Origin of the sequence: Hoylesella loescheii DSM 19665 = JCM 12249 = ATCC 15930, from assembly GCF_000378085.1 — a bacterium.
Classification (GTDB): Bacteria; Bacteroidota; Bacteroidia; order Bacteroidales; family Bacteroidaceae; genus Prevotella; species Prevotella loescheii.
Genome location: NZ_KB899210.1, coordinates 24,278 through 41,102 on the forward strand (window position 1 = coordinate 24,278; position 16,825 = coordinate 41,102).

12 protein-coding genes are annotated in these 16,825 nt (G+C 45.6%); 1 reads left to right on the top strand and 11 read right to left on the bottom strand.

Going from position 1 to position 16,825, the window contains the following annotated elements:
* Positions 1-81 precede the first annotated feature (81 nt).
* From F453_RS0100075 to F453_RS0100115, 9 genes are all read right to left on the bottom strand, one after another.
* Entirely contained in the window at positions 82-1,143 is a 1,062-nt protein-coding gene (locus tag F453_RS0100075) for a hypothetical protein (RefSeq protein WP_148295775.1), read from the bottom strand.
* Positions 1,124-2,275 carry an EpsG family protein gene (locus F453_RS0100080; RefSeq protein WP_018966162.1) on the bottom strand — a complete coding sequence of 384 codons (1,152 nt, stop codon included), beginning with the start codon at positions 2,273-2,275 and terminating at the stop codon, positions 1,124-1,126. Before F453_RS0100080 ends, F453_RS0100075 begins: the two co-directional genes overlap by 20 nt.
* Positions 2,268-3,359, bottom strand: coding sequence for a Wzz/FepE/Etk N-terminal domain-containing protein (locus F453_RS0100085; protein ID WP_025789857.1), 1,092 nt, complete (start codon positions 3,357-3,359; stop codon positions 2,268-2,270). The genes F453_RS0100080 and F453_RS0100085 overlap by 8 nt, the downstream gene beginning before the upstream one ends.
* A 20-nt stretch (positions 3,360-3,379) precedes the next feature.
* Positions 3,380-4,294, bottom strand: coding sequence for a glycosyltransferase family 2 protein (locus F453_RS0100090; protein WP_018966164.1), 915 nt, complete (start codon positions 4,292-4,294; stop codon positions 3,380-3,382).
* Between the two features lie 11 nt (positions 4,295-4,305).
* Positions 4,306-5,040, bottom strand: coding sequence for an acyltransferase (locus tag F453_RS0100095; protein WP_018966165.1), 735 nt, complete (start codon positions 5,038-5,040; stop codon positions 4,306-4,308).
* On the bottom strand, positions 5,037-6,482 hold the full coding sequence (locus F453_RS0100100; protein ID WP_018966166.1) for a flippase: 1,446 nt from the start codon (positions 6,480-6,482) through the stop codon (positions 5,037-5,039). Before F453_RS0100100 ends, F453_RS0100095 begins: the two co-directional genes overlap by 4 nt.
* A 35-nt stretch (positions 6,483-6,517) precedes the next feature.
* Positions 6,518-9,046, bottom strand: a complete 2,529-nt coding sequence (locus tag F453_RS0100105) for a polysaccharide biosynthesis/export family protein (RefSeq protein ID WP_025789856.1) — start codon at positions 9,044-9,046, stop codon at positions 6,518-6,520.
* 401 nt (positions 9,047-9,447) lie between these two features.
* Positions 9,448-9,921 (bottom strand): lipocalin-like domain-containing protein, encoded by a 474-nt coding sequence (locus F453_RS0100110; protein ID WP_234398266.1) that lies wholly within the window; start codon positions 9,919-9,921, stop codon positions 9,448-9,450.
* Positions 9,922-9,938: 17 nt separating this feature from the next.
* On the bottom strand, positions 9,939-11,504 hold the full coding sequence (locus F453_RS0100115; protein ID WP_026292394.1) for a capsule assembly Wzi family protein: 1,566 nt from the start codon (positions 11,502-11,504) through the stop codon (positions 9,939-9,941).
* Positions 11,505-12,370: 866 nt separating this feature from the next.
* Between F453_RS0100115 and F453_RS0100125 the strand changes: the two genes are divergently transcribed.
* Positions 12,371-13,369: a hypothetical protein gene (locus F453_RS0100125; RefSeq protein WP_018966171.1), complete on the top strand. Its 999-nt coding sequence runs from the start codon at positions 12,371-12,373 to the stop codon at positions 13,367-13,369.
* 1,298 nt (positions 13,370-14,667) lie between these two features.
* Here the strand turns inward: F453_RS0100125 and F453_RS0100130 are convergent.
* The gene (locus F453_RS0100130) at positions 14,668-15,549 is read right to left on the bottom strand and encodes a carbon-nitrogen hydrolase (RefSeq protein WP_018966172.1); all 882 of its coding nucleotides are present in this window, start codon (positions 15,547-15,549) and stop codon (positions 14,668-14,670) included.
* A 19-nt stretch (positions 15,550-15,568) separates the two neighbouring features.
* On the bottom strand, positions 15,569-16,654 hold the full coding sequence (locus tag F453_RS0100135; RefSeq protein ID WP_018966173.1) for an agmatine deiminase family protein: 1,086 nt from the start codon (positions 16,652-16,654) through the stop codon (positions 15,569-15,571).
* Positions 16,655-16,825 lie beyond the last annotated feature (171 nt).

Here is a 16,825-nt window from a genome sequence, read left to right on the forward strand (position 1 = left end):
CAGAACAATGTTTTGCAATTCGAATTTACAGGCCTTGTATGTGGGACGTGTTTATGCTTAACAAGCCGATTAAGCGTAAACTTATTCTCGCAGGGGAGAATAAAGGATGGCCTTATAAGTGGGTGTCAACTGAGCAGGCAACACTGTACACTTGGCCGTTGGAGTATGCAGCAGATATGCAATTTTGTGACAGAGGTCGTCTATATCTTTAAACATTGGCTGATAATTATAAAAATCATTGCAATAGTTCAGAGAGGGATTACTGGCGAAGAGCATATTCTTTTGGTTGGCCACGCATTCGAAACTTACCCCACTAACCATGTACTTAAAACGCGCGGGATAGATGTTCAGGATAATATCTGCCGTAAGAAACAGGTTCTGATACAGCTCAACTGGCAAGTATTCGCTAACGTATATGATGTTGGCATTGGTTATGTTTATATGATTGTTGTTTCTCAAAATCAGCAAACATTTTTCTTTTTGTAGCAGTGCTTGAAGCTTTTCGCTATGCAGTAGCTTATCTACAAAAGAGCTGTCAATATTGGGCGACGGGTGGAATATGAGCCTCTTAAATGATGAAGTGGCAAATTTAGCAGGTACGTTGGGATGGAATTGAAATGGCGGAACACAGCCATGAGACACAACGAACACCTTGCGTATTCCATGCTTAACAAAGGGCTCTTTCATGCTTTCATTAAAAACAATGAACGCATTATGTTTGGCTAAGCGCTTGATGAAAAGTCGCTTAACCCTATTAGCTAGTCCACGGGCATTGCCGTGACATATAATAAACATCTTTTGGTAAAACGGACAGGCGCCTAGGGTTATCTCGTCCATACATGATATGACGACATGCCCGTAAGAAGAAAAACGTACGTGCAGCTTAATGTATATGATAGTAAGCAGCATGATTATTCTAGACAATATCGGGTTGTGAACATTTGTGCCCAAAATGCGAGGTATAACCAGAGCATACTGCTGGTAGGCGTAAGGAAGCAGACTTGCTATTTCCTTATGCAGGACAAGTTTTACATTGTATCCTTCTTTTAAAAGGGCATCGATGTGTACGCGATTAAAGTTGACATGCCCGCGCATGAACATATAATCGATGTACAAAAGTTTATTATTTTTCTGCTCCATCATAATAGTATTGCCTGAAATGTAATAGTCGCTCGGTATAGTTTTTTTCTTCGAATAACACATTATAATAGTCGGACAGCTTGTTTTTGTTGTTGCTGTAAGTTTTAAGCAAACAATATGTTACGATAAAGAGAATGAATAAAAAACGGTTGTTGCGATAGCGGAAGCAATCCAAGAGGTCGATCCAAATTATCCAATAGCCATAGCTGAAAAGCGTAGAAATCCTCATGCTTATTGTTCTGAACTCGCTTAAAAATAAGAACAGGCATAGGAAAAGGAACAGGCTGTTGATAAAGATATCGTTGTCTTTCCTTATGTTGCGCAGTTTGTCCAAATAGCAGAACATCAACACGCCCGTGAGTAAACGTTCAATGTAACCAATGCTCAATACGGAGCCAGTGGTTGCGTCAAAGTTAAGATATGTGTCTATCCATTGGGCTGTGGTGGGCGAAACAAATCCGATTAACAAAGACACTATTTCTCTAAATATAGGAATGTGCAGGATGTACACGATATTGGCTGTAACGAAGATGCCGATGAGCACCCACCTATTGTAGCTTCTGTTTAAAACGAAATATAATGGGATGAAAAACAGGCTAGACGAATGGAAAGAAGCGGCAAATAAACACCAAAACATGTAAGGTATTGGGCGACGTTCTTGTATGTAATTGAATGTGTTGATGATGATAAGTATGGAGATAGAGTTGCGCATAAGGTCGGTGCTCATCTGGAAACCATTCATGCATAAGAATATCAAGAATGCCAACGGGGTTTTCTCGGTGTACTTGTTGAAGAAAAGCGTAAGTAGCGTAATGTTGATAATGGTACACACAAAGACGAACAGCTGATAGCTGGGGTATATCAGCTTTGATACAGATGCAAGCAGAACAAAGCCAGGTTCCATCTGTATGGTTTCAATGTTGCGTAGCGGATTGCTTGTTATGCTGTTGAAGAATGGATAATAATTAACCCAATCGTAATTGATGAAGCCCCTGAACCCAAAGAAGAATACGAAGATTAACACACATACAATCTTAATGTATGTGCGGTGAATGCTCGACTGGGTGTATTGATGATAGAAGTAGAGTAACCCATAAGCAAGCACCAATAGCAGGTAGGGTAGGGCGTTAACCATTGTTCTTTGCCGTCTTTGCCTTTCTGCGTTTAGCTACGAAATCGCGAAGGAACAAAACCCAGAGCGCACCGCACAAGAACCCCATCACGGCAAATCCCAATACCATGAAAGAACGCGGCGTGCTAGAAGCCAACAAGGGAACCGATGCCTGCTGAATAATGGTAAAAGCGGGGGTGTTCTCTTGCACCTTGGCCTTTGCCTGTTCAACCTGTTTGGCGATTTGTGTGTAGCTGTTGTATTTCATTTGTAGGTCGTTCTCCAAATCCTGAATTTTCGACTTATACGAAGTTAGAATAACATCCATGTTCGCATCAGAGTAGTTGCTATATAACTGCCGGGCCTTGATGTATTGTTTTTTTGCCTCCTCGTTAAGTCTCATGACAAAGGCAAGGTCTTTACGGGCTTTCTGCGTTCTGTATCTAAGGATGTACTCTTGCAGCCTGCTTTGAAGCGTGTCCGCCAAGATAGCCGCAACCATCGGGTCGTAGTCTGTGGCAGTAATTGTAATGATGTTCGTGCCTTTGTTTGATAGGCAATCAATCCTTCCCTTAATGGTTTTACACAGGCTAAACTGTTTTGGGGTAAGCTGGAAAGCATTGACACAATTGATTTGCACCGTATCGCTGTCGGGTTTCAGTAAGGTGCCAACCCATTTGAAGGGATATGACCAAAAGGGCGTTGGCGTATCTTTGAGCAGATGCTCAGAATAAAGCTTCGTTTGTTGAGACTCTTGAAGTCTTACAGGTACATCAAAGAGTTTTACGATGAAGTCTGTCGACTCAAAGATGTTAGGATAGATGTCTGGGTAAATGGCATCCATGAATTTGCCTTTTTGTCCCATGTCAACGCCCATCATGCTAGCGATGTCGTTTAAGTTAGACGACATCCCCATGCTGTTCACCTCTGGCGCCAAAACAACCGATGCCGTGTATTCTTTGGGTGTGCTTAAAGCATATACAACTCCAAGAACGATGAAGGCGAAGACAAACTTTGCCAGCAGTTTCTTTTCGCGAAACACCCTTTTGGCAAGGCCTATCACGTCTATTTCTTTGCTTTTTGCGGTGGATATGTTCTCTTTCATCATGTTAATTTACCGATTATGCGTTATTGTCTTTTACTTAGTTTGGGAGAAATGAGCATTTTGAAGTATCGCCAATTCTCTTTAAGCGGATAATGCGGGTTTATGTATGCGGGCCATCTTATGAGGATAAAAGCCAGCAGAAAAAGATAGTATGCTGACCGTGGGTAATGTTTTTTTATGTAGATGCAGATGCTTCTGTCTTGCTCTTGGCGCCTGGATGCAGAACGTTTCTTAACTTGTTGGTACGAGCCACCATCGAAATGGACGATGCCGGCATGCGGTAGCACGATTCGTTGATACCTTTTCTGCGCCATTCGCTGCTGTAAGTCCACTTCTTCGCAATACATAAAAAATCGTGTATCAAAGCAACCTATTTCTTGAAGAACACTTCGAGGTACGAACAAGTCGGCTCCGGTTATGAAATCAACATTTGTTGGTTGGGTTATCTGTTGTAGGACCTGCGTGCCACGAGATAGACCTAGCCTGTTGGCAATAACATTACATGGAGAAAGAAACATGCCAAAAGAATTGGTTGGCTGTTTGGCTTGCGACAGCAATATCGTGCCCAACGCGCCAATCCGTTTGTCTGCGTTGCTCTCGCAATAAGCGTACAACGAACTTATTACATCGTTTAAGAGTAGGGTGTCGGGGTTAAGAAAAAAGATATACTTACCTTCGGCCTCGGCTACGCCCAAGTTGTTTGCCCCACCAAATCCTAGATTTTGTGTGCTGATGATAACTTTTATCTCTTCTTCGAACGTGTCTTTTATTCTTTGAATTCCCTTGTCGGGCGAAGCGTTGTCTACAACAATAAGCTCGTAAGAAACATGTTGCGTATGTTCCTTCACCGAGCGGATAGCCTCAATGAGCATATCAGTAGCGTTATAGTTAACGAATATAACAGACACTTCAACCATTTTTTCTTCGTAAGCCATCATTTTGTTGCATTTTAATAGAAGCAGGCATCATCGTCTGTTAATGTATATGCAAGCTCTTTGTTTCTTTGTCTTATCGGCTTAGCAGGTATTCCTGCTGCGATAGCGAAGGGGGCGATGTTTTTCGTTACAACTGCCCCTGCTGCAATGACGGCCCCTTCGCCGATGTTCACCGAATGGAGGATGGTGACCCGAGGGCCAATCCAAGCTCTGTTGCCAATCTTAACCCGAAAACTTTCATCGCTATTGCATCTGAACAAGGGGTCTTCGTGGTCGTGTTGTTCGGTATAGATGTGAACGTCGCTGCTGATATTCACATTTTCTCCAATAACAATGCCATTCCTAGCATCTAACACAGCCCGGTCGCCAATAATGCTATGGGTGCCTATTGACAGGTGGTTGTGGTTACGAATTTCACTACCATAATGTACGATTGCATCTTTCCCCAGTTTGATAAGGAAAACCTTTCTATATATATAATGCCTCAACCAAAGACAAGGCAAGTAGCCTATTTTGATATCGAAGAACCTGATAAGTCCTACAAAAATGGCTCTAACCTTCTTTTTCAATTGTCCATACCCAGCAGTAGTACCCGAAATAAGCTCCGTTGCATGAGTTGCTTGTTGGCGTTTGCGTAGCTTTATCAAGTGTTTCTGATACACTCTGATGGGAAACGCAAGGACGATAAAGAACAGATAGTCCCAAATCAAAATGCCAATTAGGATTATACAGACGATAGTGAGTGTCATTTCTTTGAGAATATACCGTTGATGAATTTACTACTAGCCGACATTAGATAAACGTCTTTTAGGTATGAATATTGTATAGCCACAAAATAACAGACCATAAAACAGCTGCTTAATGCCAGTCTAAGTATGTTTGGCGTGGTGAAGCAATAGGTAATAACCAAGCATACCAGCAAGGCAGGCATGTATGCAATGATGTTTTTGCTCAGCTGTTTAAAGGGGAAACCCTGCCTAAACGACTTAAACGTGATGATTTGGGTCATTGCCATGATGCTGAGTTCTGCCGAAGACCAAGCGATGCTTGTACCTGTTGATTTCAGGTAAGGGGTTAAGGCCGCATTCAGCATAATGCCAATGATGGCGGCTATGCAAGAGATAAGCGTCAGTTGTTTGTCTTTATGGGCTGGCACCAATATTTGTATAACCATGATCTGGCTGTATCCTACGATGAATACCAGAGGAAACATAATGCGTAACGAAACCGCAGCTTGGGCAAACTCTGCCCCGGCAAGCAGCAAGATGATGTCGTCGCTGAAAATAATGCCTACAACCATGAGTGGTATGGCAAAGCATAAGAGTATAGAAAGCGACTTGCCGATGAGCATTCTAAACTCCTTTTCATCTCCTGTGGCGTATATTGAGCTTATTCTTGGCATAATAACACTACTCCATGCTGTATAAAAAGCAAGGAAAAGCAATGTTAGTTTGTAAGCAGTAGAGAATAGTCCCACCTCGTCGGCGGTACACGCAAAGCCAAGATATACAATGTTAAAGGTTGTATACATGGTGGTAAGTATCATGTACAGACCTAGCAGAATGTATGGCTTGATGTATTTTTTTAGTGTTACCTTCCTTATGTTGTAATGTACGTATTGTCTGCTTTTGGTTATGTTTACAATAGCATTTACCACCACAACCAATGCCGTAAGGGTGAAATAAACGTTGTAGTGCGATTGCTTGCGCACAAAAACAAATATGCTGAGGGCGTACAATATCTTAATGAGAAGCGTTCGTTTTGTTATGTATTTAAAGTCTTCAAGCCCTGTATAAAACCATTCTATCAACAAGAAATTGAAAACCAACTTAACCGCCCCGATATACATCAGCTGTCTATGTTCGTACAGTTTGGGTACAGTGTAGGTTGAAACGATGAGCGCAATAAGTGCTATTACCGTGAAAAGTCCACTTAAAGTGATGAGGCTCGAAAAAACTTTGTCAAGCTTCTCCTTATCAGTTCGCACCGCGGCGATCTCTCTAACGCCAAGCGTACTGAGCCCCATCATCGAGAAGACAACAAAATAATTTACCACACTGTCTATGAAGTTGAAAACACCTACATTCGTCACTCCCAATACGCGAGAGATGTATGGAAAGACAATTAAAGGGAAGATATAATTAGACGTGGTAATTATACTGTTGTAGATGAAATTTTTTTGCAATCCCATGGATGGTCTAGCTTAAGTTGACTTATTGCATTTTCTTACTTAATCAAATTTGCAATCGCTGCTATCAGTGTGGCGAGTCCGGCTACAGTGGTACCTACAGAGAGCCATTGGGTAAGCGCCTTGCCATTGCCTTCGGGTTTGGTGGGCACCACAATCTCGCATCCAGGACGTACCTTGGCGTTATGACCCACACGAGCCACAGTTCCGTTCATATATATAATATAGGTGTTGCTCTTCTTGGCACGGTTTCCAAAACCACCAGCTTGATTGATGTACCATGCCGGACGACGTCCTTTCTCGTAGGCTACGGTGTTGGGATACATCACGTTACCGCTAATCTTCACCGTTCCGTTATATTCGGGCACGATAAGCTTGTCGCCTTCGCGCAACACGAGGTCGGCATCGCCACCCGGTTCAGCCAAAGCCTTTTCCAATTCGATACCCACATAATAGGTGTCTCCAAGGTCTAGGCGTTTCTTTTCCACCGAGTCTTTTTTGCCACTTTGCATCTCGGCCAGTCGTAAAACTGTTTCCATGCGTAGTCGTTCGTCGGGTGTGATACGCCGTTCAAGGCGTGCACCGCGAATATAAGCCAAGTCGGTTACGCCACCCGCACGCTTAATGGCGTCGCTAAGGCGTTCATTCTTGCTCGTAAGCGTATAAGTTCCAGCAAACATCACCTGTCCTTGTACGGCGATGTTCTTCTGTACGTTGTAGCCGGGACTTTTTCTAACATACACCTCGTCGAAGGGTTGCAGCGTAAATCCTGTCTCACCGTCTATCACAAACCCGTCTTTAAGGGCGAAGGTGTAGGTGCGCGAAATTACCGAATCGGTGCTTAGGGCCTTGGGATTGATAATGCGTCGGGCCACATCCACTTTGGTAGTAGAGGCCGACTCTTTCAATCCGCCCGCTTGCAACACCAAGTCTTCTAGCGTTTCGTTGGCAGCAAACTTGTATATGCCGGGATACATCACCTCGCCATGTATGGTTACGGTTTGCTGTTGCATCATTTCGCCCTTAGTGGGAACAAACAGCACGTCGTTCTTTTGCAAGGGTATATCGGCCACTTTTCCACTCATGATGCCTTCAACGTCTACGGGGATAACCTCCAAGGTTCGGTCTGGGCGCATGCGATGCATCACGGCACGTGCAGTAAAGGCCTCTTCTGTGATACCTTCAGCATGTTCTATCAGGGTACGAACGCTGTTGATGGAGCCTCCCACCTGATACATGCCGGGACGGAACACGGCACCCTTAACCTCAACCATATTTGAGAAACGTGGCAAAATAGAGTCTACGCTCACCGAGTCTTCGTCGGCCAAATGGAAGGTATTGAAGTCAAACTCGTCTACATTAAACACCGAATATTCGCGGCCCGTTTTTCTCACCACCCTTACGGCCTTGGTATAGGCGTCGCCAGCAAAGCCACCTGCGTATTTCAGCAATGTTCCTACACTCTCGCTACGTTTCATTTCGTAATACATGGGGCGTTTCACCTTGCCCGTTAGGTTCACCAGGCAGTCGTATGCACCAACCACAACCACATCGTTGTCAGCCAACCGCACGTTACCTGTTAGCTTTCCGTTCAGAATGTAGTCGTAGATATCTACCACGGTAACGAGTTTGTTTTGTCGATACACTTTAATATTACGCAACGTACCTAGGTCGTTGATGCCACCAGCCATGTATAAGGCGTGGAACACCGATGCAAAAGCCGATAGGGTATAGGTGCCAGGTCGCTTCACTTCACCCATTACGTTCACCATGATGGTGCGCGTTTGACCCACGGTTAGGCGTACTCGCGAACTGCTATAGCGTGAACCTAAGGTAGAACGCAGGCGTGCGTTAGCCTCTGCCACGGTTAGTCCGCTCACTTGTACAGGTCCGAAACCTTCGATAACCACATCGCCATCGGGCGAAACGGTTGTCTGCTCCGATTTCTGCGATGCACCATAGATGTCTATATTTACTGCGTCGCCTGGACCTAAACGATAGTTTTGGGGAGTGGCGATGTTCATATTGGGTTCGAATGAGAGATCTTTGCGATTAAATATATCGCGTCCGAAAACTCTCTTAGGCATCCTACCCACGTAGATATTCAGTCTATCGCGTTCTTGTTGAGTAGCCGAATCGGGTAAGAATTCGTTAAGTTCATGTGTTATCAGCCCATGATCGGCAGCGTTTCTATGCGTAGTGGGATAGTCGTGGTCGTCTTGGCCCACACTTCTTATCATCTGGCTGTTTTTCGTATCTGTCTTATTCTCGCCGTTGTTCTTGCGCATACGGCTGTCTTCAAGCTTATCGTCCTTGTTTGTTCCGTTGCTCACCTGTCCCAATCCCTTGTTTTTGGCCACGCGTTCGTACGCGTCTTTCACGCGTCTGATTTGTTGGATGTCTACTCCGCGCTGCATCAACTTAGTGACAATTTGGGCCTGCGAAGTGCCCGCTTTGTGCTCTTTTAGCACAAATTGCATCACCTGCAAGTCGGTCATAGACGATTGCGCCCTTAGCCCGAGCGAGCAAAGGGTCATCAGCAACACAAGTAAAAGACTTTTATTCATCTTCCGTTTTTATATTTTACTTCATTAGCAGGTAGCCATGCCATAAGGCCACACATATTATATAATAATGTGTGCGCTTCATGATTGGCTGCCACTGCAGCATGTATTATTGCTTTCCTAATTGTTAAGGCGGTTTTTGCAAAGTGCCTTCTTTGGGGTGCAGTTTATCGGTGGCTTGCTATCGAACCGCCTTTATTTAAACTCTTCGCAGGGCATTTTATTGCATGTCGCAGTCATAAAAATGTTCGCGTCGCACCTCTCGTCCATTGCACATCTCTGTTTAGAGGCTTGTTTTGCACCCATTTAGCTGTCTTTGCAAAGTTACGAAGAAAAAATTGCTTTCTCTTCCTTTATAAGTATTTTTGCGTTTACAGCAAAATTCGCATTTCGCTGTTGTTTGGCTAAAATTTAACGAAATGCAGCCTGCACTTGCGCGAACTTAGAACCATCCGCGAACTGGTGAGGTTGTCTATCCTAAAATGTTCGTTCAAGCGATTTACGCCATAGTGTTGCAGAATTTCTGTGTTTGTCAAAGGCTTATCACCATTTTCACGATCATAAAGATAGGGTTGCGAAAGCATCAGACTATCGCCCTGCTTTTCGAAACGTAACAAACATTTAGCCACGTTCCCGTCTATATCTCTCAGCTCGAGTAGCTTATGTTGGATGGCCCAAAACATGCGTTTCCCCTGCATCGTATTCACGCCACCCGTGCCGATGGTGTCTATCTGTTGCAGTCGCCAATAGCCGTCGAGTTTCTTGTTGCGCGACCTTTCCAGCTCGCAACTACCAAGCATTACCAGCACCATAAGTGCTACGGCCGTAAATGGCATTATGCCCATTCGCCTGCGTATGTTGATTGTATTTCGCTTCATGCCGTTTGTCTTACTATTCATTTAAACAATCCCTTCTTAGCCACGGTGAGCTGAACACCCCATTTGTTGCCTAAAATTCTTCCCATGTCAGCACCAAGGGCAGCTGTTACGTTCCATTCGTTAGGCAGTTGATAGCTGCCTTCTAGCATCAAACTTACATTATATTCTTTCTTGTCGAATGGTTCGGCGTAGGTGCCCAGCCCGTTTTGGTAGGTGGCAAGGAGGCGATAGCTTAGTTCGTCGGTAGGCTTTCCGCCTATTCCGAGATGCCAAGCCGTAAAGCGGTTGTTGGCTACATTGATGTTGCCATTGGTGTTGTAAAGGGGCGAACGATAAAGCGGATTACCCATTACTTGCCCCCAATGTTGCCAGCCTGTATAGATATAGTGGTTGTAATAATTGTCTTGCCCACCCAGGTGGTCGGCAATGGTTTTGGTATGGTCGTGGTAGATAGGTCCGCTTTGGTATTTGGTGTAGAGATATTCAAGCACCACATCGGTAATCCATCGTCCATATTTGAAGTTGAGTTCTGCACCAAACATCCAGTCTTTGAAGTCGTAGATCAAAAAGCGACGTTTCTTTTTCTGCATCCATTCGTCGCCCGTTCCATATCCATCATAGTCTACTTGCAACATGGCCGAATGGTCTTCGAAGTATTTGTCAACGTAGAGGCCAAACTTCCAAGTTTCTGCGTTGTAATTCACACGTGCTAGCCACGCGCCCAATTGGTTGCCTTCGGCATTTTGGTAGGTTGTTTCGCCAACGTCGGCACCGCCTGGCAAGAATGCTTTCCAAAACGATTTAACCCCCGTTCTGCCACGAATAACCCTCACCGTGCCATCGTCTAGTGGCTGATAAGACGTTCCGCCAAACGTGGAAGCCATCTCCAAGCCCAGTTCTAACGACAGGGGGACGAACCGTTCGGGGTTACCAATCATAAAATAGCCAGCCTTGCTGTGATAAAGCACATTTTCGGTGTATAGATGTTGTTGGCCTGTAAAACGCTTTTGCCAATTGTCATCGGTTGTCTTTCCGTATGCCACGTGTCCTTTCAGGTGCAGCCAACCATTGCCAAAGGGTAATGTCCAATAATCGGGTAGGGCTAGGCGCACTTGCGGAACTGGTCGCGCATTGATGCCTAGCAATTGCGAACCGCTGCTCAACGCATCATTTTTCAGTTCCATATCGTGGCGTTTGCTACCAATGGTGAGTGTTGCGTACAGCCAACGGGCCTGCACAAAGGCTTGGTCTACCACAATCCTGCTGGTGAAGCCTTGCGTCAGAGCCATGTTTAGTCCATAGCCTAGGCCCCATCTGCGGGTAGAATCGGTGGCTAACGGGCGTTCTATGCCAGCAAGTAGGTATCCGTTGGTTTTCTCCAACGAACTTAATCCATGCTTGTTGGCATTGAGCCAAAGGGGCGTTTGTGCGCTCGATATCGTGGCTTGAGCCTCTACGGCATAACCCAACCCTTTGCCTAATTTTATCTTTCCGGGTTCGCCTCCTTCGCGCCATACTTGCGCCCGCGCTGTGATTGCAGGCATGATGCACGCCAAAAGAAATGTGGCTAAATAGTGTTTCATACTTGTTATACAACGCACGGAGGTTAATATTATTTTATTTATCTTGCCGTTTTTTTGCCATTGTTCGAATTTAGAACTTGTGATGCATGTTTTTTCTTGCAGATTGGATTGATGAAAAGCTACACAAGATGTCGTTTGGGCATAACTTCCACTCTGTTCAGGCATGTCTACGAGTAGGTAAGTGTGGCGCGAAAGAACTGCTTACGTAAACCGCCTGATGAGAAGTTTGAAAGCTAGATTTGACCATTGGAAGTGTACAAAGGGTTTTGTAGGGTGGCTACAAACGAGTTGTAGTGACACTACCGACAAATTGTAGCGGCACTACAAAAGGCTTGTAGTGGGGCTACAAAAGGCTTGTACTGAACGGAGGCGCCAGCTGTGTGGTTGAAGATGCTCATTAATCGCTCGGAAAATGCAAGCAAATGCTCAATGAGAAGAAAGTGAACGCATGGCGTTATTTCCTCGTGCGCGCATGTGTATAATAAGGAATGGCCGCAGGTTAATTGTAGATGATATTGTATGCATGGGAAGCTAATTGCTTGTGTGAGGCTATTTTAGCTCTGATAGTTAAACGCGTGTAGTTAATTGTTGTGTTGTTTATACGGAACTACGCGTCTAGACAGATGTTTCCCGCTAATCTATTGTGGTAGGGGATTTCCTTTCGTGTTTAGGGAAAAACCTTTTGGTTGGGCCTATATTTGGGCTAACTTTGCAAATGTAACAAGGGAACACAAGCCGAAAGGCAACCCCGAAAGAGGCGGTCATAGACTTCCCCACAAAAATAAAGAGAGAGAAAAGGCCAAAAACACAAAGCTGGTCCCCAAAAAATTAGAATCGAGTTATAAACATCTTAAAAAAGAACGATTATGAAGAAGCTATTATTCACCCTGCTAACTCTGCTGGCTTTTGCCTATCAGGCTAAGGCGATGAGTTTCGAACAAGCACGGCAGCAGGCCCTCTTCCTCACCGACAAGATGGCATACGAGCTGAACCTCACCGACGACCAGTATGAGGCGGCTTACGAAATAAACCTCGATTACTTGCTTAGCATCGACCACGATGACGACTTGTACGGCATATACTGGCGCAGACGCAACCAAGACTTGAGTTATATACTTTACGATTGGCAATACAGGGCATACTGCCAAGCCAACTACTTCTATCGACCACTGTATTACGACACGGGTTATTGGCGCTTCCGCATATACGCACGCTATCCCTATCGCGACTATTACTACTTCGGTAGACCAACGTTCTACAACACTTATCGGGGTACCCACAGTTGGCACATGAACAACGGGCGCAGCTGGTACAGTGGAAGGCAGTTTGGTGGAGCACGCAGTTACGGCATGCGCGATGGTTTCCAACGTGGCGATTACGGACGTGGTTTTAGGTTTGGAGGCTTTACCGACAATAGTTACGACAACTACGGCTATGGCTACAACTCGCCACACAGGTCTAGTTCGAGACGCAACTACGACACGTATAACTACAATAACTCCAACATGTCACGCCGTTCGGGACGAGATTTTGGATATGACGACGATTGGGACGACCGCTACGAGCGCCAAAGTAGCACACGAAGCACGGCGCGAGGTAAGCGCGATTACAACGACAACTATGGTAGCGGACATTTTGGAGGTGCACGTTTCTTCAGCGGTTCGGGTTCTAGTAGCTCAGCCGAGGTGCCCAACAACACCTTCAGCCCTAGTCGTTCGCAAGGCTCTATAGGTACTACGCCCTCTACCTCAGGCCGTTCGTTTGGCGGTGGTAGCAATAGTGGCGCGACTTATGTTCCACAAAACAACAATACAACTTCTTCGAACTCATCCTCGGGTAGTGGACACTTTGGAGGACGAAGATAAAACAATTAGGTATTAGGCGAGCTTTGCCATAGGCTCTGCATAATGAGGGATGAAGGGAAAACTACGGCCAAAGACACATAGGTTAGTCCCCTACAATATCCCATAACAAAGGCAAAAGATTGAAATTAGGATAGATTCTCAAATCAGGTATAGCATTAGAAGTAAAGATTATTCAGGAAACAAAGACAGAAAAGAGAGTTGTTAATGACGGCGGGATGCTTTGCGATAAAGCATCCCGTTTTGTGTATTGGCATGTGGAGGGGCTTGGGCTTCACTCGTAGCAGTGTTTTCCTCACAATGATTTGCTGCTTGTTTAAACGCCAATTTTATACGCCAGTTCGGGATAAAACACAATCTTTATGCCTTCTGTTGCGTAGCACTAGTTGGTGAGAAAGCCATTTCTTTACCTATCCAATCTTGTTCTGAGGGAATGGTTTCTTGTCCCGAATTCACCAATTAACCCTTCCGTCGTTCGCATTTTCATGGTTCCGAGAATGCGCTTTCTAAGCCCTGATGATGCATGATTACATTAACCGCCGTGTTAAACATGTTTTGGACGGCTGTTCCATATCATCCGGAATGCTGTTCCAGTTGAATTGGAACACTGTTCCAACTTATCTGGAACAGGGTTCCATCTTAGCTGTAACAAGGCGGGAGCTGAAAAAGCTCACTACAAGAGCTTAACGAGTGGGGAATGAAAGGTGGCGTTTGGAGGTAGGAAGGGTGAGTTGGTGGCGGTGATAGGCTGTGGAATGAACGGCCTAGATAGTGCCAAGCTAGTATCAAACGTTACGTGAATTCGGGATAAGATACGACGCATTCTTGAGCAAGATTAAATAAAAAACGAATGGCTATCTCGCCGACTAGCGCTACGCGATAGTCGACATAGCGAACATCTCTTATCCCCAATTCGCATCTTTTTATGTGTTTAGCACGCACGTTAGATGTGGAAGCCTGCAAAATAAGTTTGTGTTAGCTGCGAGGATACAACCCTTTGAAGTCTATTTGCAATCGTGCTGCTGTGGCGTAGACTAAGAAACGCGAATTTAAGATGATGTTTCACGTGAATTTATTTTACAATAATAAGTACGTAAGTTTATGTTGTATAGCAACATATATGAGAGTTTTAACCTACGTTTTTTAACTATACGCGTTTAGTCGTTTGTAAAACGTGATCGTATGGACTATGTTTTGTACATCACCATGACAAGAAATACGTTTGGGGATGTTTCGAAATGGGGTAGGCGAAGCCGAAGGGTGGGGCGGCTGCAAGTGCAAAGTAGGCTCAATGCCTGCTGTTACGGCTTCAAAAAACGCTGGGTAAGACCTCCATATTCGTCTATACGACGGTCGCGAAAGAATGGCCACCAACGGCGCACTTGTTCGCTATGGGCTAGGTCTATGTCGATGATGGCGCATTGCTCTTCGGTGTCGTTGGCACGGAAAAGCAGTTCGCCTTGCGGTCCAGCTACAAACGAGCTACCCCAGAAGTTGATGCCGGGCGTTTGCTGGGATGGGTCGGGTTCGAAACCAACACGGTTAACTGCCACCACAGGCAATCCATTGGCAACAGCATGGGCACGTTGTATGGTGGTCCAAGCTTCGCGTTGGCGTTGTTGTTCGGCCTCGTCGTCGCTCGCAGCATAACCAATGGCGGTGGGATAGATAAGCATGTCGGCTCCACGCATAGCCATCAGGCGGGCTGCTTCGGGGTACCATTGGTCCCAACATACCAGCACGCCCAGTCGGCCAACACTGGTATCGATGGGTTGGAAACCCAAGTCGCCCGGTGTGAAATAAAACTTTTCGTAGTAGGCAGGATCATCGGGGATGTGCATTTTGCGATATATGCCAGCCACGCTGCCATCTTTTTCCATCACCACGGCTGTGTTATGGTAAAGTCCAGGAGCCCTTTTCTCGAACAGTGAAGTAACAATCACCACGCCATGTTCCTTAGCCAATTGGCCAAAAAACTGCGTAGACGGACCAGGAATAGGTTCGGCAAGGTCGAATATGTCTACTTGCTCTTCTTGACAGAAGTACAATGAGTTGTGCAACTCTTGCAAAACGATGAGTTGCGCGCCTTCCTTGGCCAGTTGGGCAATGCTGTTGGCCAAGCGGTTCATATTGTCTTGTATGTCGGCCGTATTGTGTTGCTGTATGATTCCTGTTCTAATCATTTCTTTCTTTGTCGTGGATTTATGGGTTATTGGCTATCACGCCTTGTGGAAACTGCATGGTGAGACAGTGCAGCGAACCGTGTTGTCTGATGACGGTTCGTGCGTCTATGCCGATAATTTCGCGATAAGGATAGGCTTGGGCAATAGTTTGCAGGGCCCGCCTGTCCTTCTCGGGCTGTGCGTAAGTGGGGCAGATAACGGCCCCGTTGATGATAAGGAAGTTGGCGTAGGTGGCAGGAAGGCGTTCGCCTTCGTCGTAAATGGCGTCGGGCATGGGCAAACGCAGTAGCCTATAAGGCATACCTGATGCCGTGCGGAGGCCCTTTAGCTGGTTCTCTAAGGCCAAGAAGTCCTCAAATTGTTCGTCGTGGCTGTCGTCGCAACCCACATATAGCAGGGTGTTTTCGGGTGCGGTGCGCACAATGGTATCGATATGGCCATCCGTATCGTCGCCAATCAGATTGCCATGGTCTAGCCACACCACACGTTCAGCTCTCAACGCAGCTTTCAGGCGTTGTTCGATATCGTGTTTAGTCATAGGTTGGTTACGATGCGGAGCCAGCAAACATTGCGAGGTTGTAAACACCGTACCCTTGCCGTCGCTCTCGATGGCGCCCCCTTCAAGCACAAAATCGTCGTGACTTTCAAATGTTCCGTTGAGCATTCCCTCGTGATACAGGCTTTGTGTTATGGCGTTGTCTTTGTCGGCAGCAAATTTATCGCCCCATCCATTGAAACGAAAGTCGAGCAAGGTGTTTTGCACCGTAAAGCCGTTATTGGTTTTGCTGCCCGTAAGCGTTATGGCAGCGTGGTCTCTGGCCCATGTGTCGTTGGTGTCGCATTGGTGAAACAGCACGTTGCGTAATCGTTCCATGCCCAAGTTTCGCATAAGCGTGGCTTTCACCTCATCGGTGTCGGGGGCTACGATAAGCACCTTTTCGTATTTGGCAATGGCTCGAGTAAGTTCCACAAACACCTTCGTGATGTCGGGCAAAATGGGTGCCCAGTCGGTTTTTGCATGCGGCCAAGTAAGCTGCACACCGCTTTGCTCGTGCCATTCGGCAGGTAGGTATAGCGTCATGTCGATGTTGTTGGATGTTGCCATAATGATAAATCTCCTTCGTTCCTATTGCAAAGTTAGTGTAAAAAGACAAAAAACGACACGTTTGTGAACTTTTCTTTGTATTTTTGTAGCCAATTCATTATTTTGAACAAGCCTGTAACATCTGGCGCGAACCGTACCTTGGCCATACCTGCATTTGTCTCTATGCACATG